This is a genomic window from Arthrobacter sp. zg-Y750, from assembly GCF_020907365.1.
Classification (GTDB): Bacteria; Actinomycetota; Actinomycetes; order Actinomycetales; family Micrococcaceae; genus Arthrobacter_B.
Genome location: NZ_JAJJOC010000007.1, coordinates 228,794 through 251,844, shown reverse-complemented (window position 1 = coordinate 251,844; position 23,051 = coordinate 228,794). Strand labels below are relative to the sequence as shown.

The following is a 23,051-nucleotide window of genomic DNA, read 5'->3' as shown; positions in this document are numbered from 1 at the left end:
CCCCCGGGGCCCGGGGGGGGGGTTTCCGGGCCCGGGCGGCGCCGCGGGGGGCGCCCCCCCCCGCCGGGCGGGGTCTTGGGCAGAACCGGCAGAACCGCGCTCATCCCTGGACCCTGCCCGCAGTGCGGTCAACGGTTTTGTGCATCATTTGGATCCGAATGCCTGGTTCATGGCGTCGGCTGCTTCTTTGGTGGCCGTCTCCACGTCGCTCTTGCCCGTGACGATCTTCTGGTACATCCCGGTGAAGACGCCCTGGGCATCAATGGTGGACCAGGTGTCGGTGACGGGTACGAAATTCGTTCCCGCTTCCAGTGTTGCGATGAACGGGGCCACCTCGGGGTGGGCGTCGGCTACATCCTTCTGCACGTCGCTGAAGGTGGGCAGGTTGCCCATCGCATCGAACATCTGCTGCTGGTATTTCTTGCTGGCGAGCAGCTGGACAAAATCGGTGGCCAGGGTGCGGTGCTCGCTGCTGTTGAAGACGCCCAGGTTGTTGCCGCCGGCAAACGCCGGAGCAATGGATCCTTCGGTGGTACCCGGAAGCGGCACCACGGCAAAGTTGTCCTTCACAGCGCTTTCGGCCACTGCCTTGTAGTTGAAGTCCCCGCCGATGGTCATTGCGGCATTGCCTGCAATGAACTGCTGGACACTGGCGTTGCCGCCGAACTCAGCGCAGGTCTGGGGCGGGCAGATGTCGTCCTGCATCAGCCTGGTGTAGGCGCTGACCCCTTCCCGGGAGGCGGGCGAATCCAGTCCGGAGACGAACCCTGATTCCTCTTCGTCGGCGATGCTGCCGCCGGCCGCCCAGAGGTAGGGCATGGCGGCGAACTGCGCGGCTCCGCCTACCGAAATTCCAAGCATCTGCGGGTTTGCGGCGCGGGCTGCGCGGGCCGTCTCCTCCACTTCCGCGAGGGTTTTGGGCACCTCTGCGCCCAGCTGGTCGAGGATGTCGGTTCGGTAGTACAGGGCCCGCACGCCCACGAACCACGGCACCCCGTAGTTTTTTCCATCAATTTCAGTGGTGGCCAGGACCTTCTCGTCGAGGTCCTTGCCTTCCTCCCACTGCTCTATATCCGAGGTGATGTCCGCGAGGCCTCCGGAGGCCACGTAGCTCGCCAGGTCGGTGTTACCGAATTCGGCGACGTCGGGGGCGCTCGACGGATCGTTGAAGGCGGCTTTGAAGCGTTCGGCCCTGGTGTCCACGGGAATGTACTGGACGTCCACTTCCGCGCCCTCGTGGGCTGCTTCAAATTCTTCGACTGCGGCATCCACCACGGCGGACTTGGGGTCCTGGTTCACCTCGGAGAACAACCAGACGCGGATGGTTCCGGTGTCCTGGTCCTCATTTGCCGCCGCATTGTCAGAAGTGGGCGGGGCGCAGGCAGATAGCGCCATGGTGAGGGAAAGGGCGGCCACCGCCGCAGTGCGTGCAATCTTCAAGGGTCCTCCATAGGTGCGAGCAGTGACGTGCCCTGCCCCCGGTGCGGTCCCGGTCCGGGCATTGGGAAGACCATATAGCGGCGGGAATCGGGCGGAAATATACATCGGCATAAGTTTTGCTCTGCAAAATGCCAATTTGTTTTTGCGCCTATTTCGCGTCAAATCCTTGGAATACCGGGGGTGGTGATCGGCAGGAACCGCTCCGTCCGCCTCGGCCGGTGTCCGCCCGGCCCCGGGTCTGCGGTCCCGTCCGTGCTGGCATAGGCTTGTTGGAGATGCGGTGCCGCCCTCGGCGCCGTTTCGTAAGGACGGGGAGGACATGAGCGCCTGGGACACATTGGATGAGCGGCTGCGGCCGGTTGTCCAAGCCAGTACGGATGAATACGCCCGGGTCCGGCCGGGTCTGGAAGCGGTGACCGCCGAGATGGAGGCGCACCTGCGCAGCGTCTTTGCGGACAGCCCTGTCCAGCCCCTGTTTGTTGCTTCCCGGACCAAGACCGTGGAGTCATTCCGGGCCAAGGCCGCCCGTACGCTGCCGGCGGAGAACCCCGGAGAGCTGCCCACGCTGCTCTTCCCGGACCCGCTGCGCAACCTCACCGACCTGGTGGGGGTCCGCGTGATTATGACCCTCCCGCACGAGGTGGATGAGGCCGCGAACCTCATCAAGCGCCAGCGGGCCGAGTTCGACTGCCGCGGTGACCGTGAGAAGGACATCGGCTCCATCGAGTCCGGCACCTACGGCTATTCCAGCCGGCACCTGATCCTGCGCACCATCCAGAATGAAACGGTGCGCGAATTCCATAAACTGCTGGAACCGGACCAGCGGCCCAACGGCAGCTACCTGTTCGAAGTGCAGATCCGCACCGTGCTGGCCCATGCCTGGTCCGAGATTGAGCACGACATCCGGTTCAAGGCCGGGGATCCGCGGGCCTGGAGCCCCTATTTCGACCGCCAGTTCACCTCCACGGCGGCCATGCTCGAGACCGTGGAAACGGCGTTCGCCGAACTGCACGAGCGCTATGAGACGGTGACCGGGTTCTGGGACGAGGAAGGGGAAGGCAGCGCCCCCCTGACCCCGAACCGGATCCGGCACGTCTGGATGACCCTGCTGCCGCATGTGAACCGGAAGGCCGGCGATGACTGGGGCTGGGCGGCGGAACTGCTGGCTGCGCACGGCATGAAGACCACCATGGACCTGGCCGGGCTGCTGCAGGCCGATGCGATCACCAAGGTCCGCGCGGCCCTGGACCACCGCTACTCCCCCGGCCCGGACCGGCTGCTGGATGACCTGCTGCTCTGGCGCTTCGGCAAAAAGCACATTGACCTCACCGCCGAACCCGAAGACGCACCGGTCAAGCCGCGGCGTGAATCACTGGGCCGGCGGTACCGGCAGATGCAGATGTACCGGGCCCGGGAAGCCGAACAGTCCTAGCCCCTTAGTCGACACCCTTAGGCGGCATCCTCGAGCCGGCACTGTCAGGCCGAGGCCCGCCGGACCAGGCTGACCGGCGGCAGCATGTCCGCCGGTTCCGCCGGTTCCCCGCTCCGGGCACCGGTGTCCGGAGCGGACGGCTCACCCAGCGCCATCCTTGCAAAACGCTCCCCCAGCAGCCGGGCATCCACCCGGACAGTGGTCAGCGGCGGCACGGCGAGCCCGGCCAGGGGAATATCTTCCGCACCCATCACCGCCAGGTCCGCCGGTGCGGACAGTCCGCGCGCGGCAAGGCCTGCCAACAGCGCAAACGCATGGTCGTCGTCGAACGCGCACACTGCCTCTGCCGGCTCCGGCCCCTCCAGCAGGTGCCCGACGGCGGCCCGCGCCTGTTCCGCGTCCAGTTCAAGGTATTCGACGGCGGGCGCCGGCAGCCCGAGCCGCGCGCAGGCATCTTCGATGGCCGCCACGCGCACCCGGACCCGGTAGGCGTACGCCGGACCTGCGGGCACGGCCACCCCGATCCGCCGGTGTCCGGCCGCGGCCAGGTGCGCCACCTGCAGGGCGCCGATGCCCAGGTCCGGCCCCAGCGGATCATCCAGCGCCGGATATAGCGAGGCCACACGCAGCCCGGCAGCTTCCACGCCCGCCAGCTCAGCCTCCTCGAGGGGGGTGATGAGGATCAGCGCAGCGGGGGCCAGCGAATGCACCAGTGACGCGGCGCCGCCCTGCCGCGGCAGCCGGTGTGCAACCAGGCGCAGCCCGTGCTGCTCCACGTATTCGGAGGCGGCATCGATGATGATGGCCAGCGCCCGGCCGAGCGGCTCCGGCGGGAGCAGCATCAGCACCAAGTCGCTGCGGCCGCTGCGCAGTGTGCGGGCAGCGGTGGAGGGAATGTAGCCAAGCTCGCGGGCGGCGGCCAGCACGCGGTCCCTGGTGCCGGCCGAAATGCTCTGCCCGTTCCGCCCGTTCAGCACGTAGCTAACCGTAGCCCGGGAAACCCCCGCCGTCTTAGCGACGTCGTGGGAGGTGGCCCTGCGTTCCACCGGCTGTCCTTTCGCTGTGGACTGCGCCTTAATTGCGCCTTGATCTGCCGGAGAACTCCGGTAGTCTGACCTTACAGGCAACTTACACGTGTAACCCGCGAGATGGTCACACGCGTAGACGCCCGAATATCCCGCGGCCGCGTTGCACGGCCGCCCCATCGAAAGGACCGGCTCGTGGCAAACCAGCCCATCACCGCCCAGAACACCGTCCAGCAGTGGCTCGATCACCCGGCAGGCGGCCCCGCCATCCGCGGCATGCTCGCGCAGGCCGGCAGCGACGAGTCCAGCCTGGGCCCGGCACTGACCCTGAAGCTGCAGCAGCTGGTGGATCTGAGCCAGGGCCAGTTCCCGCAGGCCGCAGTGGATGAACTCGTCAAGGCAGCCAACGGCGGCGTGATGCCGGAGACCGAAGCAACCGTGCTGCCCGCCGTTCCCGGCCGCTTCGAAGGCCGCACCATCATCGTCACCGGTGCCGGCTCCGGCATCGGCCGGGCCACTGCCGCCCGGATCTCCCGCGAGGGAGGGCGCGTCATTGCGGTCGACATTGCCGAGGGCCGGATCAAGGAGCTCGCCGACGAGCTCGGCGAGTCCATCGTTCCGGTGGCAGCTGACCTGACCGACCTGTCCGCCGTCGAGCGCATCATTGCCGCCGCCGGCACCAGCATTGACGGCTTGGCCAACGTGGCCGGCATCAATGACGACTTCTCCCCGCTGCACGAGGTGTCCGATGCCATGTGGCAGAAGATCTTCGCCGTGAACGTGGACGGCCTGGTCCGCCTGACCCGCGCCGTGCTGCCCACCATGCTCGAAGCCGGCAAGGGCTCGATCGTGAACATCACCTCCGAAGCGGGCCTGCGCGGCTCCGCTTCCGGCGTGGCCTACACCGCATCCAAGCACGCCGTTGTTGGCATCACCCGCAGCACCGCGTTTATGTATGCCCGTGAAGGCATACGCGTCAATGCCGTGGCTCCGGGCGGCGTAGCCACGGGCATTCCGATGGGTGGCAAGGTCAGCGAGTACGGCGAAGCCCGCCTCTCCCCGGCCCGCGTGAACATCCCCGGCCTGGCCTCGGCCGAGGACCTGGCAGCATCCATCACGTTCCTGCTCAGCGATGACGGCGTGAACATCAACGGCGCCATCCTGCCCTCCGACGGCGGCTGGTCCGCGGTCTAACCTCCGAACGGCAGTACGACGGCGGCCGGTTCCCTTCGAAAAGGAAACCGGCCGCCGTCGTACTGTTATTTCGTGCTGCTATGCGGACCCGCTACGAACCGGAGACCGCGGCGGCGAGCTTGTTCAGCGATTCCTCCAGGTCATCCTTGGACACCATCGGGAAGGACACCTTTTTCAGGGTTTCCTTGTCCGTGACGTGGGACCAGTCGTAGGTCAGGGTGACTTCGGTGGAGTCGGCACCCTCGGCCTGCAGCTCCCATACCCACTGCCAGCCCTTGGGCTCGGTGCCGGCCGGGGCGGTCTGCCAGGCCAGGATCTTATTGTGGTCGTACCCGGTGACGTGGTTTTCCGTCTGGTAGTCGCCCATTTTTTCGTTGTGCATGTTCATGGTGAACACCTGGCCGGACGCGGTGATGCGGTCGGTCTTCTCATCCGAGACCACCATGCCGGAACCGTCCAGCTCGTGGTGGCGCTCGGGGTTGGACAACAAGTTGAAAATGTCCGCTGCCGAGGCATCGATGACCCGGGAAACTACAATGCTCGTCTGATCAGTGGTCAATGAACTCTCCTTCTGTGGATGGATCGTACTTTTCCACGGCGTGACGCCCGGTGGGGCGCCGCCGAAGCCTTGCTGCCGCCCTACCCCGGGGTGTCCTGCTCGGCTTCCTGCAGGTTCCAGCCGCTGATGTACGGCGGGTCCTGGCCTTCATCCCGGGTGTACTGGCGGGCACGTGCCCGTTCATCCTGCAGGTACTGCCGAAACGGTGCCTGTGTGGATCCCAGCGACGCTACCCGGTCCAGCACGTCTATGGCCAATTGGAACCGGTCAATCTGGTTCAGCATGGCCATGTCGAAGGGCGTGGTGGTGGTGCCCTCTTCCTTGTAGCCGCGCACATGCAGGTTCGCATGGTTGGTGCGCCGGTAGGTCAGCCGGTGAATCAGCCAGGGGTAGCCGTGATAGGCGAAAATGACCGGCTTGTCCGTGGTGAACAGGGTGTCGAAATCGCGGTCTGACAGCCCGTGCGGGTGCTCGCCCGGATCCTGCAGCCGCATCAGGTCCACCACATTGACCACCCGGATTTTCAGCTCCGGCAGTTGCTCCTGCAGCAGCGCCGCGGCGGCCACGGTCTCGAGGGTGGGCACGTCGCCGGCGCACGCCATCACGACGTCGGGGTCGGACTTCGCGCCGGGACTGGTGTCCTCGCTGCCGGCGAAGTCCCAGACGCCGATGCCGCGCTCCACATGCAGGCGTGCGGTCTGCGGGTCCAGCCAGACCGGGGCGGGCTGCTTGCCGGAAACCACCACATTGACCCGGTCGCGGGTGCCCAGGATGTGCTCGGCAACGGCCAGCAGGGTGTTGGCGTCCGGCGGCAGGTAGACCCGGATAACGTCCGCCTTTTTATTCACCACGTGGTCAATGAAGCCGGGGTCCTGGTGCGAGAACCCGTTGTGGTCCTGCTGCCAGACGTGACTGGAGAGCAGGTAGTTCAGGGATGCGACGGGCTGGCGCCAGGACAGCGCGCTGCTGACCTTCAACCACTTGGCGTGCTGGTTGAACATCGAATCCACAATGTGGACAAAGGCTTCATAGCAGTTGAACACCCCGTGCCGGCCGGTCAGCAGGTAGCCCTCCAGCCAGCCCTCGCAGAGGTGTTCGGAGAGCACCTCTGCGACCCGGCCGCTGCGCGCCAGATGCTCGTCCAGCTGATCGATCCGCTGCTGCCAGGCCTTGTCCGTGACGTCGTAGACGGCCTGCAGCCGGTTGGACGCAGTTTCATCCGGGCCGAAGATCCGGAAGTTGGACGGGTTCTTCCGGATGACCTCGCGCAGGTAACCGCCCAGGTTGAACATCGGACTGACCCGTTCTGAGCCCGGATGATCAATCTTCACCGCATGCTGCGCGTACTCGGGCAGGTGCAGGTCCTGCAGCAGCCGGCCGCCGTTGGCGTAGGGAGTGGAACTCATCCGCAGGTCACCGGCAGGTGCCAGGGCGGCGATCTCCGCCGCCAACCGCCCCTCGGCGTCGAACAGTTCCTCCGGCCGGTAGGAGCGCATCCAGTCCTGCAACTGGGCCAGGTGCTCCGGCTTCTCATGGATTTCGGACAACGGCACCTGGTGCGCGCGCCAAGTGCCTTCCACGGGCAGACCGTCCACTTCCTGCGGGCCGGTCCAACCCTTGGGCGAGCGGAACACGATCATGGGCCAGCGCGGGGCGTGCACTTCCCCGGTGTCCGCACCGGGCACATCCGGCGGCACCGCGGTGCGCTCTCCGCTGCGGTACTGCGCCTGGATGGCCGTGATTTCGGCCAGGCAGGTTTCCAGCACGGCCGCGAAGTCCTCGTGTGCCTGCTGCACCGCGGCCGGGTCCTCCACGGTGACCACGTACGGGCGGTAGCCGTAGCCCTCGAGCAGTTTCAGCAGCTGCTCCTCGGGCATCCGGGACAGGATGGTGGGGTTGGCAATTTTGTAGCCGTTCAGGTGCAGGATGGGCAGCACCGCGCCGTCCACGGCCGGGTCCAGGAAGCTGTTGGAATGCCAGCTGGCCGCCAGCGGCCCGGTTTCCGCTTCGCCGTCGCCAATGACGGTGGCCGCAATCAGGTCCGGGTTGTCGAACACCGCCCCGTAGGCGTGCGCCAGCGAATACCCCAACTCGCCGCCCTCGTGGATGGAGCCCGGGGTTTCCGGCGCCGCATGGCTGGGTATTCCCCCCGGGTAGGAGAACTGCTTAAAGAGGGTCCGCAGCCCCTCTTCGTCTTTCCCCACATGGCTGTAGATCTCGGAGTAGGTGCCTTCCAGCCACGCGTTGGCCACATTGGCCGGGCCGCCGTGGCCGGGTCCGGTGATGAACAGGACCTTGCGCTGCTGTTCGCGGATCAGACGGTTCAGGTGCGCGTAGATGAAGTTCAGGCCGGGTGTGGTGCCCCAGTGGCCCAGCAGCCGTGCCTTCACGTCTCCGCTTTCCAGGTCCCGGCGCAGCAGCGGGTTGTCGCGCAGGTAGATCTGCCCGACCGAGAGGTAGTTCGCCGCCCGCCACCAGGCGTCGACGCCGGCGAGGTCGCCGTCGTGGTGCGGTTCGGTGCCGGGGATGCGTTCGCTGCCGGGAACATGCTCCGGTCCGGAAGGATGGTCGGTTCCGGGAATGCTGCTGTCGGTCATGGTGCGGGTCCTTTCACTGGTGGGGAGGGCCGCGGCTACACGGTCTCCACCACGACGTCGGACGGTTTCTTATCCGGGCGCAGGCCGCGCCAGACGGGGTGGCGCAGCTTGCCGCTGCCGGTGCGCTCGGAGAAGGTCACTTCGCCCACCAGGGCCGGGCGCACCCACTGGGCATCCGAGGCATCCGCGCTGGGAACATCATCCAGGGGTGGGGTTTTGCGGGACATTTTCTTCAGCCGCGGGCCAATCAGTGCCAGGTCTTTTTCGCTCAGGCCCGAGCCGACCCGGCCGATGTATTTCAGGTCCACGCCGTCCGGAATGGCCACCAAAAGGGAGCCGACCTTCTTCTGCCGGTTGCCCTGCCCCGGGCGCCAGCCCACCACCACCACTTCCTGGCTGAGCTGGTTTTTCAGCTTCACCCAGTGCTTCGAGCGCCGGCCCGGGGAATACGTACTGCTCCGCCGCTTGGCCATGACCCCTTCCAGGCCCAGTTCCTTGCTGGCGGCCACGGCCTCGTCCATGCCCATCTCCAGGGCCGGGGGTACCTGCAGATGTCCGTCCGGGGTGGCTTCCACGGCGGACTCAAGGATTTCCCGGCGCTGCTCGTAGCTGAGGTCCGCCAGGGACCGGCCGTCCAGCCAGAGCAGGTCGAAAACCATCAGGTGCACCGGCGTACGCTCGGCAGCCGCCCCAATTTCGCGGGGTTTGGTGAGGTGCATGCGCGGCTGCAGCAGCCCGAAGTCCGGGCGTCCGGCTTTGTTGAGTGCCACGATTTCAGCGTCCAGCACTGCCCGCTCCCCGAACAGGTGCGCGCTGAGATCCTGCAGTTCCGGATACGCGGCGGTCATGTCGTTGCCGTTGCGGCTGATCAGCCGGGTGCCTTCGGGAGTAACGGTGACGACGGCGCGGACACCGTCCCACTTCATCTCGAACGCCCAGTCCTCGTCGTCGTTGATTTCGGCGCGGGTACCCAGGGTGGCAAGCATCGGCTCGATAAGCGGGACCGAGGCATCCTCCGCGCCGCTGCCGTCCCCGGCCGGGACCGTCACTGCCGTTTCCGTGCCGGCAGCAGCAGCAGCGGCGACGGCGGCCTGGGGCGTAGCGGGCTGGTCCGTCTCCCCCGGCTCTGCTTGGCCCTTCTCGCCGGGCTTGGGCTGGTCCTTCATCAGGTGGATCAGCCAATTGTTGTCGCCTTTGCCGCCGCCGGACCCGGTGTGGATCAGGGCGTAGCGCCGGTCCGCGGCACCTTCCCGGGCCAGGCCGCCGTCGGGCTGGCCGTGCAGCACCGCGATGACTTCCTTGCCGTCGCGCCATTTTTCCCGCTCGTAGGTGCCGTGATCCCAGATGGTCACATCGCCTCCGCCATATTCCCCTTTGGGAATATGTCCTTCAAAGCTCCCGTAATCCAGCGGATGGTCCTCGGTCTGCACCGCCAGGTTGTTCTTGCCGGACGTGGCAGGCGGCCCCTTGGGCAGTGCCCAGGAGACCAGCACGCCGTCGTGCTCCAATCGGAAGTCCCAGTGCAGCCGGCGGGCGTGGTGTTCCTGGATCACAAAGCTGTTGCCCTCCGACGGCTTGGAGGGTTCCTCGGGAACCGGCTCGGGCGTCTTCGCGGCGTCACGCATGCTGCGGTACTTGGTCAACCGGTCCGCGCCGGCCGCGGATCCGCGGCCGTCGGTTCCCGTCCCGGCTTCTTCGGTGGCCTCTTCCAGCGCCTCCTCGTCGAACGCGCCGCTTTCCATTCCCGCCAGCGGGTCCGGGCCGCTGCGGACCCGTTCCATCACCTGCGCGTAATCCAGCTGCGCCAAGTCCGGATCGTCGAGTTCCGACCAGGTCCGCGGGGCGGCGACCGTCGGATGGAACCGTCCGCGCAGTGAGTAGGGGCAAATGGTGGTTTTGTTGCCGTTGTTTTGGCTCCAGTCCACCAGCACCTTGCCCTTGCGGAGCGTCTTTTTCATGTCGCTGACCACCAGGTCCGGGTGGTCCGCTTCCAGTGCACGGGCCAGCTCATGCGCCACGGCGTTGATCTCGTCGGAGTCCTGGCTGCCGTCCAGGGCCGCATACAGGTGGATGCCCTTGGACCCGCTGGTCACCGGGCGGGCATCCAGGCCCATGTCATTGAGGATGGCCCGCGCCAGCCGCGCCACTTCGGCACATTCGGCCAGCCCTGCGCCGTCGCCGGGGTCAAGGTCCAAAACCATCCGGTCCGCGGCACCGATCTTTCCGCGCGGCCCGAACCGCCACTGCGGTACGTGGATTTCCAGGGCCGCGGACTGCGCCAGCCAGGTCAGTGTGGCCAGATCATTAACCACCGGATAGGTGTTCGTGTGGTCCTTGTGCTCAATCGGAAACCGCTTTACCCAGGATGGTGCGGAGTCTTCAATGTTCTTCTGGAAAAACACCTGCCCGGGATGCTCCGGCGTGCCCACGCCGTGCACCCAGCGTTTGCGGGTGGCGGCGCGGTTGCTCGAATGCGTCAGCATGTATTCGGCTACGGCGGAGTAGTAGGTGAGCACATCCGCCTTGGTGGTTCCCGTTGCGGGATACAGCACCTTATCCAGGTTGGTCAGGCGGAGCCGGTGCCCCTCCACACTGACGGTTTCCTGCTTGTTCCCTCCGCCTGTCGCCATGCCCCCTAGTCTTACCGGGATACGGAACAAACGCCAGTATTTCATCAGGGGGCTTACCAATCTGCCACCGGTTCGGGATGGTTTCGCGCAGAGCGTGCCGCAGCCCTGACTATCCGTGGCGGCCCCTGTGTATGTTGGAAAAATGACTGAACGCCAGCATGTCCTGGTTACCGGCGCCACCGGCTACATCGGCGGCCGCCTGGTGCCGCTGCTGCTTGAAGACGGACACCGGGTCCGGGTGCTGGCCCGCTCCCCGGAAAAGCTCTCCGATGTGCCGTGGGCGTCCGACGTCGAGGTGGTCAAGGGGGACCTCTCGGACCGCGATTCCACCGCCGCCGCGTTCGAGGGCATCGACACCCTGTATTTCCTGGTGCATTCGATGGCCTCCGGGAAGGGGTTCAGCGACCAGGAGTCGGCGATTGCCCATCTGGTGGCCGAGACGGCAGCGGAAGCGGGCGTGAAGCGGATTGTGTACCTCGGCGGCCTGCATCCCGAGGGGGAACTGTCTCCCCACATGAAATCCCGCACCGAGGTGGGGCGGATCCTCCTGGAAGGCGAGGTGCCGGCGGTGGTCTACCAGGCCGGCGTCGTCATCGGCTCAGGCTCCGCGTCCTTCGAGATGATCCGGCACCTGACCGAAACCCTGCCCGTGATGCCGGCGCCCAGCTGGGTGCGGCGCCGGATTGAACCGATTGCCGTCCGGGACGTGCTGCATTACCTGGTGCGGGCCGTGGATATTCCCGCCGAAGTGAACCGGACCTTCGATATCGGCTCGCGCGAGGTCCTCACCTACGCGGAGATCATGAACGGCTACGCCGAAGAGGCCGGGCTGCCCCGCCGGCGCATTTACGCCCTGCCGCTGCCGGCACCGCGGCTGGCGGGTATGTGGGTGGCGCTGGTGACCCCTATTCCACGTGCCATGTCCCTGCCGCTGGTGGAGTCCCTGCAGCACGACGCCGTGGCCAAGGAACACGACATTGACCAGTACGTGCCACAGCCCGACGGCGGGCTGACGAGCTACCGCGACGCCGTGAAACGAGCGCTGGGCAGGGAAAAGCGGGGCGAGGTGGAAACCACGTGGGCCAATGCCTCAGCCTCTGCCGACCTGGCCTCCGACCCCCTCCCCAGCGACCCGGACTGGGCGGGCCAAACGGTGTACGTAGACTCCCGGGAGCGCCGGGCCGCGGTGGACCCGGCAGCGGTGTGGCAGGTCATCGAAGGTGTGGGCGGGCGCAACGGCTGGTATTCGCTGCCCATGGCCTGGGCCATCCGCGGGGTGCTGGACAAAACCGTGGGCGGAGCCGGTTTGACCCGGGGCCGGCGCAATCCGACCACTTTGTACACCGGGGACGTGGTGGACTGGTGGCGGGTGGAACTGCTGGAGCGCGGCACGTTGCTGCGGCTGCGGGCCGAGATGCGGGTACCGGGCCAGGCCTGGCTGGAGATGCGGGTGGACCCGGACGGCCACGGCGGCAGTGTCTACCGGCAGCGCGCCATTTACTTCCCCAAGGGGCTGGCAGGGAAAATGTACTGGTGGCTGATCGCCCCGTTCCACGGACTGATCTTTCCCTCCATGGCCAGGAACATCACCCGGCAGGCCGCCCGGTTGGCCCAGCCTGCGGGACAGCCGGCGGGACAGCCGGCGGGACAGCCGGAACCGGCTTAGGCCGCAGTTCTGTAACGCCGGTCCCGGCGGGGCACGGCATCGAATATCATCGGTAGAACAACGGGCACCGGCCAGCCGGGCCATACTTGTTGGCGCCGCCGGTGACACTTTTGAGCTGACGGCTTTTGACTATGAGGGGACCGCCGCAGTGCAGGAACGCGCCGTGCAGGATAAGAAGAGCCGCAAGTGGGTAATTGCAGCCGCCGTTGCCGGTGTGCTGGTAGTAGGTGGCGGCATCGGCGCTGCCTACGCAAACGGTGTCTTCGACCCGTCTGCCGATGAAAGCTCCCCCGCAGCGGAAAGCCCGGCTTCACCGTCCGCCAGTGCAGCACCGGTATCCATCACAGCCACTCCCGCTGACGGTGCGGTTGCGGTCAATCCTGCAACCGCGGCAACCGTCACGGCCACCAACGCCGAAATTGAGTCGGTCAGCCTGAAGCCGTCCGCGGGCGGCCCGGCCATCCCCGGTGTCCTGTCCGGAGACAACACCGTCTGGACGGCGGACGCCCAGCTGGCGTTCGACACCACCTACGCAATGGATGTGGTGCTGACCGACCAGGCCGGCAAGGAAACCACCCGGTCGCAGAGTTTCGAAACGGTCAAGCCCGCTAATGAGGCCAACGCCTTTATGTACCCGCAGAACGCGGCCGACGTCGGCGTGGGACAGCCAATTGAAATCAACTTCAGCGAACCCGTAACCAACAAGGCCGCCGTGGAGCAGGCCATCAAGGTCAGCAGCACCTCCGGACAGGCCGGCGCCTTCTACTGGATCACCGACAACAAGGTCCGCTACCGTCCCGAGGCCTTCTGGGCCCCCAACAGCTCCATCACGGTGGACATGCAGCTGTTCGGCGTGGACTTTGGCAACGGCATGATCGGCAACTTCAACGAAACCCGCACGTTCACCACGCACAACACCCGCCTGGCCGTGGTGGACAACTTCACCAAGACAATGCAGGTATTCATTGACGGCCAGCTGGTCCGTACTTTCCCCGTGACACTCGGCGAACCCACCTGGCCCTCCCCCAGCGGATACCAGGTAGTGGTCAGCCAACACGAGAAGCTGCCGTTCCGGGCCGAAAGCATCGGGCTGAAGCCGGGCGACCCGGATTACTACGAACCGTTCGATGCGTCTTGGGCCAGCCGCCTGACCAACAGCGGCGTCTTTGTCCACCAGGCGTTGAACGGCGCGGTAGGGGCCCTTGGCCGGATCAACGTTTCCCACGGCTGCGTGGGCATGTCCGCCGAAGGCGCCAAGTACTTCTATGACACCTTCGACGCCGGGGACGTGGTGCAGGTGCTGAACACCGAGGCCGGCCCCGTCTCGATTGATGACGGCTACGGCGACTGGAACATCCCCTGGGACCAGTACGCCGGACAGCCCTAGCTCTGAACCCGCAGGCCCAGCTGGGCCGCGAGGAGCGGAGCGAGCTGCAGCAGCTGCTCCTCATCCACGGTAAAGCCCTTCAGGCCGGCCAGCCCGGTGATGCTCCGCAGGGCGGATCCGCGCAGGTCCGCGTCCACAGCCGAGCCGCCGTTGCCCAGCAGCAGGCTGTCGATGCGGCAATCCCGGAAGGCCACGCGGTTCAGCCGGGCTCCGTCCAGGTCCAGCTCACCGATGATGCAGTTGGTGACCAGCACATTGGTCATGGTGCAGCCGCGCAGGTTCAGGTAGTCGATTTTGCCGCCGTCCACCCGAACGGAGTTCCAGCTGCCGCCGTACAGTTCAGCCGAACCCAGCCGGGGGTTGGTCAGTTCCACGTCCCGGAAAGTCGTCCGCGGCGCCCGGAACACCGGGGCATACAGGTTTTCCAGCAAGGTTTCCAGGAAACGGGCCGCCGTCAGGTCCGCGTCATCCAGGGACACCGAGACCAGGCTGCATTCGGAAAAGACCGCCCCGCGCAGTTCCAGTCCCGCGAACGATTCGCCCGTCCAGGCGGTCGCTTCCTGCTGGCTGCCCGCGGGCACGCCGGTACCGTCGGCCAGATCCTGCAGCCGGAGGGGATCCACCAGCGGCGCTTTGGTTCCCGTACCGCTTCGCTGACGCACCACCGCTAGGCCCTGCGCCGGCCGAAGAGGAAATACGCCGCCGGGCCGGCGAAGTTAATCCCGCAGGCCAGGGTCCACAGGCTGCGGCTGCCGCGGATCAGGTCCGCGGGGCGTCGCCGGATGTCCCAGAGTGCCGCCGCTGCCAGCAGGATCTGGACGCCCGTCAGGACGCTCAACCCCTTTTTCTGCCCGCTGGTCAGGTCCTTCAACTTCTTTTTGGCCATGGCCGTGCCTTCCGTGGTTCGGTCCCGCGCAGGCACTTGCCGGCAGGGTGCTGAACCAATTATCCAGCCTTCCCGCCCGGGGTGGGGTTTACCCCAGGGCCGAGTGCGTGCCCAGGCGGTGGTAGGTGCGGTTGTGATAGACCAGCGGTTCCTGCCCGGGCGCTCCGGGGAGGATCTCGAGGACGGAAGCGGCAATGAGGATGGATCCGCCCACCGGGATCCGCCCGTCGATGCGGCAGCGCAGGGCCACGGGGGCCTCTTCCAGCAGCGGCTCCCCGCTGGGAAGGGTACGGGTACGGGTGGCGCCGAAACGGTCCGCCCCCGGCCGGGCGAACAGGGACGCCAGTTCCGCGTTTTCGGCGCCCAGGAGGTGCACGACGACGGTGCCGGACGAGGCAATGACCCCGGCGGTGCCCTGGGTGGAGGCAAGGGAGAAGGAAAGGATGGGCGGTTCGGCCGATACCGAGGAGACCGAGGAGGCGGTCAGCCCCACCGGGCCGCTGCCGCCGTCGGCCGTAATGATTGCCACGCCCGCAGGGTGCGCCCGGAAGGCGTCCTTGAATGCTTCCGTTACATTCCGCTCGCACAGAGCCGTATTCCGCGTCATTAGTGTCCTTCCGCAGACCAGCCCAGCGAGGGCATACTTCAACGGTAAAACCTCAACCAATGTTGAGGTCAAATCGTCAGACGTCGAAGGCCCTGGCGCCGGTGCCGCTGTCGGCTGAGGCGTCCTTGGGGTTAACGAACCGGCACTCCGCAAGGGAGAGGCAGCCGCAGCCTATGCAGCCGCCCAAGCGGTCGCGCAATGCCTGCAGGTGCCGGATGCGGAAGTCCAGTTCCTGCCGCCACGCGGCGGATAGCCGCTGCCAGTCTGCCTGGTCCGGCACTCCCTCCGGCGGCAGTTCCGCGAACGCACGGTTAATCACGGACAGCGGGATACCCGCCTGCTGGGCAGCCCTGATGACCGCTACGCGGCGCAGCACCGAACGGTCAAAGCGCCGCTGGTTGCCCTGGGTCCGCCTACTGGAGAGCAGGCCTTGGCGCTCATAGAAGTGCAGGGCCGAGACGCTCACGCCGCTGCGTTCAGCTACCTGCCCCACCGACAGTTCGCGGCGTTCCATTCCAGCCTCGGGTGCTCCGTTTTCGGGTGCGGGACTTTCCGCCGGCCCGTGGTTTGCGGTCCCGCTACTTGCCGCTCCGTTGTTGGTCACAGCCTCGCCTTCCTGACTGGATCCATTATCCGCCCCCGTGCGCGGCGGAACGGTTACTGGCGCAGGGGTGCCCTGCGTGTGAAAGTATCCCCAACGCGTGAAAGCATCCGTTCCTCCGCTGTCCGCCCGTTCCCCCGCGGGCCGGCGGGGACGGCTGAAGCCCGGCGCAGCAGAGGAGACCGCCATGGACCCCGTCACCGTAGGACCGGCCGAAAAACCCGGAACCCTCGTTTACCTGCCCGGGACCGGACGGACCAATCCGCAGCTGGCGGACCGGATCCGGGAGCAGCTCGCTGCCGTTCCGGGTTTGTCGGACTACTCCGTGCTGACCGTTGACTGGGCAGCCGATGCCGCAGAGGACGTCAGTTCCGTTCCGGCCCTGCCACCGCGGTACGCCGCGGAAGACCCGCCAGCACAGGCCGATGCCTCCTTGGCGCTGGCGCTGTTCGGCATGCAGGTGGGCGCCGGGGATCCCCTGCGCCGGGCAACGGTTGCCGGGGCGCCGCCGGCTGCACCGGAAGCTGCCCTGCTGGGACATACACTCCAGGACCTGGTACTGGATGTGCTCACCGATGCTGCGGTGCGGCACCGGATTCGACTGACCGATGCGGCCGGTGAATTCTTCAGCAAAATAGCCTTCTACCTGCGCCGGGGGGAAACGGCGCGTGCCGTCACCGCGGAAGCCCTCGGCAGCGTCAGCCAGGACGCGCCCGTGGTGCTGTTCGCCCACAGCCTGGGCTCGGTGGCCGCCGTCGACCTGCTCTGTGCCCCCGAATCCGGCCGCTTCCGGACGGACCTGCTGGTCACTGTGGGGTCGCCGGCACCGTGGTTCTTCCTCCTGGATGCCCTGGCCTATCTGGGGCCCCGGCGCGGCGGCGACGGCCCGGGAATCCCCTGGCTGAATATCTGGGATGAGCGCGACCTGCTCGCCTTTTGCGCCGAACAGGTCTTCGCCGGGCGTGGGATGACGGTCACGGACCGCGAGGTGGGCTCCGGGCAGCCGTTTCCCGAGTCCCACAATGCCTATTTTTCGGACCCCCGGGTGTACCGGCTGATCCGGGAGCATCTTGAGCAGGGACAGCCCGGGCAACCCCGCTCTGGCAACGGCACCGGAGTTTAGTGTTCACTGGACTACATGAGAGCGATCTGGAAAGGCGCCATTGCGTTTGGGCTGGTCAACGTGCCGGTTAAGGTTTATGCCGCCACCGAAGACCACGATGTAAGCCTGCACCAGGTACACGGCAAAGACGGCGGACGCATCCGCTACCAGCGCCGGTGCGAAATATGCGGCGAGGTGGTGGAGTACAAGGACATCGCCAAGGCCTACGACGACGGCGAGCAGACGGTGGTCCTCAGCGACGAGGACCTGGCATCCCTTCCCGTGGAGAAAAGCCGCGAGATCGACGTCGTCGAATTCGTGCCCAGCGAGCAGGTGGATCCCATCCTGTTCGACCGGACGTACTACTTGGAACCGGATTCGAAATCGACCAAGTCCTACGTGCTGCTGCGCCGCACCCTGGAAGACACGGACCGCACGGCCATTGTGCAGTTCTCCCTTCGCCAGAAAAGCAGGCTGGGCGCCCTGCGCGTCCGCGGCGACGTGCTGACCCTGCAGACGCTGCTCTGGGAGGACGAGGTCCGCGAAGCCGCTTTCCCCTCACTGGACGAGAAGGTGCGGATTTCCGCCAAGGAACTCGAGATGTCCTCGGCCCTGGTAGATTCCTTCAGCTCAGACTTCGACCCGTCCGAGTTCACTGACGACTACCAGGAACAGCTCAAGACCCTTATAGATGCCAAGCTCGAACAAGGCGACTCTCTCGACACCGGGGAAACCTTCGGGGAAGAATCCGAAGACGAAGGCGGAAAGGTGCTGGACCTGATGGAAGCCCTGCGCCGCAGCGTGGAGAAAAACCGGGACAAAAAGACCGGCAAGGGCACCAAATCCGACAGTACAAAATCAGCCAGCAACAAGTCCGACAGCGCCGGAAAGGCTCCGGCCAAGGCAAAGTCCCCAACCACCAAGAGCTCTGCTAAAACCAGGAAAGGCGCCTGAATACGATGGCATCGCCCAATTTCTTCACGGATAAGTTCGGCCGGCAGACAGTTTTCGAGGTACCCAACGCTCCGCTGATCGGCTGGGGGGTGTTTGGGCTGGCGTCACTGATGGCGCTGACGCCCCGCAATGCTGATCTGTTCAAGACCCTCAGTAAAGGCAGCCTGGTCCTCTGGGCGCTGGGCGAGGCCCTCCGCGGCCAAAGCGGATTCCGGCGCAGCGTCGGAGCGGCCACCCTGTTCCGGCAGCTGATGCCGGCTTCGAGCGACCATGCGAAAAAGAAGCCGGCTCGCGCGAAGGCCTGAAAGCCTTTACTGCCGGTAGCCCTCAACCTCGCCCACCGGGCGGGCCTGGGCCTCATCCGGGTTCTGCCCGGCGTCCATCTTGGCGCGCCGCTGGCGGAGGAGGTCCCAGCACTGGTCAAGCTGTTCCTCCACCCGGCGCAGTTGCTCGGCGTGCTTCTCCGGTTCTGCGGCGGGGTCCGCTTCGCGCAGGGACTGTTCCTGCTCTACCAGTTCCGCGATCCTGTGCTGAATCTCCAGTGCATCCATGCCCCTACGCTAACCGGCCCGGGCCGTCGAATTCCAGCCCGGACCGGTGCCCGCAAGGGAATAGCGGAGATGCCTAGGATTCGTTGCTGTTGAAGAAGTCCTTGAGGTCAGCGTTGCTCTGAACCGGCTGGCGGTACTCGTCGGAAAGCATCCTCAGGATCGCTTCCTCGTATTCCTCGTTGGTGGAGGCGAGTGCTTCCCGGGCAAAACGGACCCGGAAGTTATTCGCGAAGGCGTCAGCGGCGGTCTGCGCCACACAATTGTGGGTTGCGACGCCGGCCAGCACCAGTGTCTGGACATCCCAGTTCCGCAGGCGCAGCAGGACGTCGGTGCCCACGAAGGCGCTGTCGCGGGTCTTCACCAGCCGCGGCAGGTCGGCGTGATCCAGGCCGGGGACAAAGTCTGCCTGCTCGCTCCCGCTGAAAATGAAGCCCTGGTCATCATCGAGCATGCTCAATGTCCAAGTGGACTTGTCCCGCTCGTGCTCCGTGCAGACCATCAGGACGGGGACCCCGGCAGCTTTCGCCAAGCCAATGAGCTCATTGGTTTTTTCAACAACCCGTTCCTGGTGCTTCTGCAGGGCAGGGCTCTCGAAGTAGGCATTCTGCATGTCAATGACCATTAGTGCGGCGGACAAACCAGGTTCCTTTCGCAACGGGCCGCCCGGTGCGGGCGGTGTCTGCATCCAGTCTGCCAGCACCCCGCCGCCGGGCACCAAATGGCCGCTGCGGTCCCGCCGGGGCCGGTCCTGCCGTTGTCCCTGGGCTGTCCGGATCAGTTCGGGATCGAGCCCTCGCCTGGGTTGCCACTGCTGCGGTACGTCCGGTTGTCGGTCCGCCGGCCAAGGAAGATGCCCAGCAGGATCATCAGCACCGCCAGGATTACGTGCAGCCAGTTGTCCGCGGTGTTAAGGGGGACAAAGTTCGCTGACGTGTCGAACGGAACCAGGAGCCCATAGATAAAGAGCAGGGCGTAGAGGATACCCGCACCGACCAGGTAAAGCTTCGCCGAGGAATTGGACCGGGCCATGGCCAGGCCCGCAAAGCCCAGCAGCATGTGGACTACGTTGTGGAGTACCGACACCTGGAAGATGCCCAGAAGCGTTGCCTCGGAGGTGTAACCGGAAAAGTAGAGCTGGCTGTAATTGGCGGTCAAACCCGGAATGAAGCCCAGGACACCAATCAGCAGGAAAACAATTCCGAAGGCAATTGCCGCTTTCTGCGCGCTGGTCCGGCGGGCCGAAAGACCGCCGCCGGAGCTGTAACTGGGGTATGCCATGATGACTCCTCTGCACCCCGGCACCGGGGACCGGACCGGGAGGATTAGGTAATCAGGACTTTAAACTGTTGCACAATTGGGGCAAGGTGGGAAGCATACTGACTTTCCACGACCACGAGGGGGTACCAATGAGCTTTGAGCCGAAAACGGCCATCGTGACCGGGTCTGATTCCGGGATAGGACGCGCCACGGCTGTCGCGCTGGCCAAAGCCGGAATGGATGTGGGAGTGACCTGGCATTCCGATGAGCAAGGAGCCCGGGACACGGCGGAAGAGATCCGATCGCACGGCCGCAACGCCGTCGTCGCGCGTCTGGACACCACGGACCTGCCCGGCTGCGCCGATGTCGTGGATGCACTGGCGGAGCAGCTGGGCGGGTTGGACGTTTTTGTCAGCAACGCCGGCACCGGTGACGGGCAGAAGTTCCTTGACCTGGCCTATGACGCGTGGCGCACCACCGTGGACACAAACCTCAGCGGGGCCTTTGTGTGCCTGCAGCGGGCAGCGCAGCGGATGGTCGCGGCCGGCAACGGCGGCCGGCTGATAGCTGTCACCAGCGTCCACGAGGTGCAGCCCCGCGTGGGCGCCGCCGCCTACACCGCCTCCAAGCACGGACTGGGCGGCCTGATGAAAACCATCGCGCTGGAACTGGGCAGCTACGGGATTACCGCGAATTCAGTGGAGCCGGGTGAAATCGCCACCCCCATGACGGATCAGGAAGACACCGATCCGCGGAGCGAGGACCGCCCCGGCATTCCCCTCGGCCGTCCCGGTGATGCCCGCGAAATCGCCGACGTTGTCGCTTTCCTGGCTTCGCCGGCGTCGTCCTACGTCACCGGCGCTTCGTGGGCCGTCGACGGCGGCATGCTCCAAATGGGCCCGCAGGGCGGCTCCCACATCACCTCATCAGAATGGCGGGAAGGCTGACATGTTATCCCTTTGGCTCGACTCCGCACCCGCCATCCCCTCCGGCGCGTTTGAACCCGGGGCCGCCTACGACACCGTGGTTGTAGGTGCCGGCCTGACCGGCCTGACCACCGCAGCACTGCTGGCCCGCAGCGGCCAGAAGGTGGTGATCCTGGAAGCCCGGACGGTGGGCGCCGTTACCACCGGCAACACCACGGCAAAGCTCTCACTGCTGCAGGGGACCATCCTCTCGGGGATCACCTCGCATCACAACGCCGAAATTGCCGGGCAGTACGTGGAAGCTAACCGGCAGGGACAGAGCTGGCTGCTGCGCTTCTGCGACGAGAACGGCATCAGGTACGAGACCCGCGACGCGTACACCTATGCCACCACCGAACAGGGGCGGAAGTCCCTGCTCAAGGAACAGGAAGCCGCCCGGGCGGCGGGCCTGGACGTTGAACTGACCGAGGACACCGAGCTGCCCTATGAGGTCACGGGGGCGCTGCGGCTGACCGGCCAGGCGCAGATCCATCCCCTGGAAGTGTTGGCCGGGCTGGCTCAGGATTACCGCGCGCATGGGGGAACACTGGTAGAGGGCGTCCGGGTGACCGGGGCCAAACACCAGGAGGGGGCCGGAATCACGGTACTGACCGGACAGGGCGAGGTTAGTGCCCGGAACCTCGTGCTGGCCACCGGCATTCCAATCCTGGACCGCGGCGGCTACTTCAGTGTCCTGAAGCCCGAACGGTCCTATGCCGCGGCGCTGCCCGTCACCGGCGCGGTGCCCCAGGGTATGTACCTGTCGGTGGATTCCCCCACCCGCTCGCTCCGGACCGCCGAGGTGGACGGCATGTCCTACCTGCTCGCCGGCGGCAACGGACACACCGTGGGGCGGAAGAAAAACACCCAGGAGCTGGTCGATGACCTGGTGGGGTGGACCGTGGAGAACTTCGAAGTGGGCACCGCAGCGAGCTACGCCTGGTCGGCGCAGGACTACGCGCCGGCGCGGAGCCTTCCCTACGTGGGCCAACTGCCGCTGATGGGCGCCAACATCTATGCCGCCACCGGCTACAACAAGTGGGGCATGACCAACGCGGCTGCCGCCTCACTGGCCCTGAGCGCGGAAATCCTGGGCGGCGAGAACCCGTGGGCAAGGGAACTGTACAAGCCCCGGGTCGCACCGCTGGATGCCGCCTCCACCCTGCGGGACAACGCCGAAGTGGGACTGGAGATGCTCACCGGCTGGGCAGCCGGGCTGGCCCGGAGCACGGACACCGCTCCGCCGGAGGGGCAGGGTGTGGTTGCCCGGGAGAACGGCAAGCCCGTGGGCATCTGCACGGTTCGCGGAGAAACCAGCCGGGTATCGGCGGTGTGCCCGCACTTGAAGGGCGTCCTGAACTGGAACGATGCTGAACAGTCCTGGGACTGCCCGCTGCATGGTTCGCGCTTCAGCGCCCAAGGCGCGCTGCTCGAAGGGCCTTCCGTGAAGAATCTTGACCCGGCCTGACCTGTCCGGCCGGTTAAGCCAAAAACTGCGGATGCCGTACCGGCATCCGCAGTTTTTGTGTCCGGCTAGAAGCCGGCGCGGGGACCGCCCGATTCGGGATCGTCCATGGCCGGATCGGCTTCCGGCGCGGCAGCAAGGCGTTCGGTGCTGGTGGAGGTTGCCGGAGCGGCGGGCGCCGCGGCGGGACCACCGGAACCCGTGGCAGCGTTTCCTGGTGCGTCCACGTTGCCGCGCCAGGAACCGGTCTCTGACCCGCGGCTTTCAATGAATTCCTTGAAGCGTTTAAGATCGGACTTCACCTGCCGGTCATCGGCTCCTACGGCGGAGCCCAGCTTTTCGACCAGGGTTTCCGGGTCCCAGTCCAGCTGCACGGTGACCCGGGTCTGGGCATCGCCCAACCGGTGGAACGTGACGACGCCGGCGTGGGACTTGCCGTCCGTGCTCTTCCAGGCGACGCGCTCATCCGGATGCTGTTCGGTGATCTCGGCGTCGAACTCCCGCTCCGTGCCGCCGATCTTGGTCACCCAATGGTTGGTGGTGTCCGAAAGCTGGGTAATCGAGATTACGCCGTTCATGAAGTGCGGGAACGACTCAAACTGGGTCCACTGGTTGTAGGCAGTGGTTACCGGTACTGCTACGTCGATTGACTCTTCTACGGTGGTCATATTGTCCCTCCGGTAGTGCGAATCCTGCCTCTGGCCGGGCCCCTTTACCAGCAGCCCCGTTCTCC

The 23,051-nt window shown here is 66.0% G+C and carries 21 protein-coding genes and 1 pseudogene; 9 read left to right on the top strand and 13 right to left on the bottom strand.

Going from position 1 to position 23,051, the window contains the following annotated elements; genetic code table 11:
- Window positions 1–144 precede the first annotated feature (144 nt).
- A complete protein-coding gene (locus LOC57_RS05470) occupies window positions 145–1,440 on the bottom strand; it encodes an extracellular solute-binding protein (RefSeq protein ID WP_229958580.1) in 1,296 nt (431 codons plus the stop codon).
- Between the two features lie 319 nt (window positions 1,441–1,759).
- Here LOC57_RS05470 and LOC57_RS05465 point away from each other — a divergent pair, with 319 nt between their 5' ends.
- Complete coding sequence (locus LOC57_RS05465; protein WP_227912395.1) at window positions 1,760–2,872, top strand: GTP pyrophosphokinase; 1,113 nt, start codon at window positions 1,760–1,762, stop codon at window positions 2,870–2,872.
- A gap of 44 nt (window positions 2,873–2,916) precedes the next feature.
- Here the strand turns inward: LOC57_RS05465 and LOC57_RS05460 are convergent, their stop codons facing one another.
- Entirely contained in the window at window positions 2,917–3,918 is a 1,002-nt protein-coding gene (locus tag LOC57_RS05460; protein ID WP_229958578.1) for a LacI family DNA-binding transcriptional regulator, read from the bottom strand.
- 174 nt (window positions 3,919–4,092) lie between these two features.
- On the opposite strand from LOC57_RS05460, the gene LOC57_RS05455 reads away from it, so the two are divergent.
- Complete coding sequence (locus LOC57_RS05455; RefSeq protein ID WP_227912393.1) at window positions 4,093–5,091, top strand: SDR family NAD(P)-dependent oxidoreductase; 999 nt, start codon at window positions 4,093–4,095, stop codon at window positions 5,089–5,091.
- 91 nt (window positions 5,092–5,182) lie between these two features.
- On the opposite strand, the gene LOC57_RS05450 is transcribed toward LOC57_RS05455, so the two are convergent.
- From LOC57_RS05450 to LOC57_RS05440, 3 genes are all read right to left on the bottom strand, one after another.
- On the bottom strand, window positions 5,183–5,650 hold the full coding sequence (locus tag LOC57_RS05450; protein WP_227912392.1) for an SRPBCC family protein: 468 nt from the start codon (window positions 5,648–5,650) through the stop codon (window positions 5,183–5,185).
- A gap of 80 nt (window positions 5,651–5,730) precedes the next feature.
- Window positions 5,731–8,247 (bottom strand): phosphoketolase family protein, encoded by a 2,517-nt coding sequence (locus LOC57_RS05445; RefSeq protein WP_229958576.1) that lies wholly within the window; start codon window positions 8,245–8,247, stop codon window positions 5,731–5,733.
- 35 nt (window positions 8,248–8,282) lie between these two features.
- The gene (locus LOC57_RS05440; RefSeq protein ID WP_229958573.1) at window positions 8,283–10,877 is read right to left on the bottom strand and encodes an ATP-dependent DNA ligase; all 2,595 of its coding nucleotides are present in this window, start codon (window positions 10,875–10,877) and stop codon (window positions 8,283–8,285) included.
- 142 nt (window positions 10,878–11,019) lie between these two features.
- Between LOC57_RS05440 and LOC57_RS05435 the strand changes: the two genes are divergently transcribed.
- Together LOC57_RS05435 and LOC57_RS05430 are read left to right on the top strand one after the other, a co-directional pair.
- Window positions 11,020–12,543 carry an SDR family oxidoreductase gene (locus LOC57_RS05435; protein ID WP_229958571.1) on the top strand — a complete coding sequence of 508 codons (1,524 nt, stop codon included), beginning with the start codon at window positions 11,020–11,022 and terminating at the stop codon, window positions 12,541–12,543.
- A 163-nt stretch (window positions 12,544–12,706) separates the two neighbouring features.
- A complete protein-coding gene (locus LOC57_RS05430) occupies window positions 12,707–13,930 on the top strand; it encodes a L,D-transpeptidase (protein WP_229958569.1) in 1,224 nt (407 codons plus the stop codon).
- On the opposite strand, the gene LOC57_RS05425 is transcribed toward LOC57_RS05430, so the two are convergent.
- The 4 genes from LOC57_RS05425 to soxR all read right to left on the bottom strand — a co-directional run bounded on the left by LOC57_RS05425 (window position 13,927) and on the right by soxR (window position 15,937).
- On the bottom strand, window positions 13,927–14,553 hold the full coding sequence (locus tag LOC57_RS05425; protein ID WP_227912387.1) for a pentapeptide repeat-containing protein: 627 nt from the start codon (window positions 14,551–14,553) through the stop codon (window positions 13,927–13,929). The genes LOC57_RS05430 and LOC57_RS05425 overlap by 4 nt on opposite strands.
- A 44-nt stretch (window positions 14,554–14,597) precedes the next feature.
- Complete coding sequence (locus LOC57_RS05420; protein ID WP_227912386.1) at window positions 14,598–14,816, bottom strand: PLDc N-terminal domain-containing protein; 219 nt, start codon at window positions 14,814–14,816, stop codon at window positions 14,598–14,600.
- An 88-nt stretch (window positions 14,817–14,904) separates the two neighbouring features.
- Window positions 14,905–15,423: a flavin reductase family protein gene (locus LOC57_RS05415; protein WP_227912385.1), complete on the bottom strand. Its 519-nt coding sequence runs from the start codon at window positions 15,421–15,423 to the stop codon at window positions 14,905–14,907.
- Window positions 15,424–15,499: 76 nt separating this feature from the next.
- Window positions 15,500–15,937, bottom strand: coding sequence for a redox-sensitive transcriptional activator SoxR (soxR, locus tag LOC57_RS05410; protein ID WP_227912384.1), 438 nt, complete (start codon window positions 15,935–15,937; stop codon window positions 15,500–15,502).
- A 187-nt stretch (window positions 15,938–16,124) separates the two neighbouring features.
- Between soxR and LOC57_RS05405 the strand changes: the two genes are divergently transcribed.
- Genes LOC57_RS05405 through LOC57_RS05395 form a run of 3 tightly spaced genes read left to right on the top strand, consistent with a single transcriptional unit; the run spans window position 16,125 to window position 18,385 of the window.
- On the top strand, window positions 16,125–17,147 hold the full coding sequence (locus LOC57_RS05405) for a hypothetical protein (RefSeq protein WP_229958565.1): 1,023 nt from the start codon (window positions 16,125–16,127) through the stop codon (window positions 17,145–17,147).
- Window positions 17,148–17,162: 15 nt separating this feature from the next.
- On the top strand, window positions 17,163–18,080 hold the full coding sequence (ku, locus tag LOC57_RS05400) for a non-homologous end joining protein Ku (RefSeq protein WP_229958564.1): 918 nt from the start codon (window positions 17,163–17,165) through the stop codon (window positions 18,078–18,080).
- Window positions 18,081–18,085: 5 nt separating this feature from the next.
- Complete coding sequence (locus tag LOC57_RS05395; protein WP_227912381.1) at window positions 18,086–18,385, top strand: hypothetical protein; 300 nt, start codon at window positions 18,086–18,088, stop codon at window positions 18,383–18,385.
- A 6-nt stretch (window positions 18,386–18,391) separates the two neighbouring features.
- On the opposite strand, the gene LOC57_RS05390 is transcribed toward LOC57_RS05395, so the two are convergent.
- The 3 genes from LOC57_RS05390 to LOC57_RS05380 all read right to left on the bottom strand — a co-directional run bounded on the left by LOC57_RS05390 (window position 18,392) and on the right by LOC57_RS05380 (window position 19,909).
- A complete protein-coding gene (locus tag LOC57_RS05390; protein WP_227925942.1) occupies window positions 18,392–18,631 on the bottom strand; it encodes a DUF2630 family protein in 240 nt (79 codons plus the stop codon).
- A gap of 73 nt (window positions 18,632–18,704) precedes the next feature.
- A complete protein-coding gene (locus LOC57_RS05385) occupies window positions 18,705–19,268 on the bottom strand; it encodes a cysteine hydrolase family protein (RefSeq protein ID WP_227912379.1) in 564 nt (187 codons plus the stop codon).
- Between the two features lie 137 nt (window positions 19,269–19,405).
- The gene (locus LOC57_RS05380) at window positions 19,406–19,909 is read right to left on the bottom strand and encodes a DUF4383 domain-containing protein (RefSeq protein WP_227912378.1); all 504 of its coding nucleotides are present in this window, start codon (window positions 19,907–19,909) and stop codon (window positions 19,406–19,408) included.
- A gap of 128 nt (window positions 19,910–20,037) precedes the next feature.
- On the opposite strand from LOC57_RS05380, the gene LOC57_RS05375 reads away from it, so the two are divergent.
- Entirely contained in the window at window positions 20,038–20,835 is a 798-nt protein-coding gene (locus LOC57_RS05375; RefSeq protein ID WP_229958562.1) for an SDR family oxidoreductase, read from the top strand.
- 1 nt (window position 20,836) lies between these two features.
- Window positions 20,837–22,321, top strand: a complete 1,485-nt coding sequence (locus tag LOC57_RS05370) for an FAD-dependent oxidoreductase (protein WP_229958560.1) — start codon at window positions 20,837–20,839, stop codon at window positions 22,319–22,321.
- A 215-nt stretch (window positions 22,322–22,536) separates the two neighbouring features.
- On the opposite strand, the pseudogene LOC57_RS05365 reads toward LOC57_RS05370, so the two are convergent.
- Window positions 22,537–22,986, bottom strand: a pseudogene (locus tag LOC57_RS05365) (SRPBCC family protein); the annotation flags it as partial.
- Between the last annotated feature and the right edge of the window lie 65 nt (window positions 22,987–23,051).

Bases quoted from the DNA above. Each gene is read 5' to 3' on its own strand.
- LOC57_RS05415 (WP_227912385.1), bottom strand. From the start codon at position 15,423: ATGACGCGGAATACGGCTCTGTGCGAGCGGAATGTAACGGAAGCATTC.
- LOC57_RS05375 (WP_229958562.1), top strand. From the start codon at position 20,038: ATGAGCTTTGAGCCGAAAACGGCCATCGTGACCGGGTCTGATTCCGGG.
- LOC57_RS05370 (WP_229958560.1), top strand. From the start codon at position 20,837: ATGTTATCCCTTTGGCTCGACTCCGCACCCGCCATCCCCTCCGGCGCG.
- LOC57_RS05390 (WP_227925942.1), bottom strand. From the start codon at position 18,631: ATGGATGCACTGGAGATTCAGCACAGGATCGCGGAACTGGTAGAGCAG.
- LOC57_RS05440 (WP_229958573.1), bottom strand. From the start codon at position 10,877: ATGGCGACAGGCGGAGGGAACAAGCAGGAAACCGTCAGTGTGGAGGGG.
- LOC57_RS05435 (WP_229958571.1), top strand. From the start codon at position 11,020: ATGACTGAACGCCAGCATGTCCTGGTTACCGGCGCCACCGGCTACATC.
- LOC57_RS05395 (WP_227912381.1), top strand. From the start codon at position 18,086: ATGGCATCGCCCAATTTCTTCACGGATAAGTTCGGCCGGCAGACAGTT.
- soxR (WP_227912384.1), bottom strand. From the start codon at position 15,937: ATGGAACGCCGCGAACTGTCGGTGGGGCAGGTAGCTGAACGCAGCGGC.
- LOC57_RS05420 (WP_227912386.1), bottom strand. From the start codon at position 14,816: ATGGCCAAAAAGAAGTTGAAGGACCTGACCAGCGGGCAGAAAAAGGGG.
- LOC57_RS05380 (WP_227912378.1), bottom strand. From the start codon at position 19,909: ATGGCATACCCCAGTTACAGCTCCGGCGGCGGTCTTTCGGCCCGCCGG.
- LOC57_RS05445 (WP_229958576.1), bottom strand. From the start codon at position 8,247: ATGACCGACAGCAGCATTCCCGGAACCGACCATCCTTCCGGACCGGAG.
- ku (WP_229958564.1), top strand. From the start codon at position 17,163: ATGAGAGCGATCTGGAAAGGCGCCATTGCGTTTGGGCTGGTCAACGTG.
- LOC57_RS05465 (WP_227912395.1), top strand. From the start codon at position 1,760: ATGAGCGCCTGGGACACATTGGATGAGCGGCTGCGGCCGGTTGTCCAA.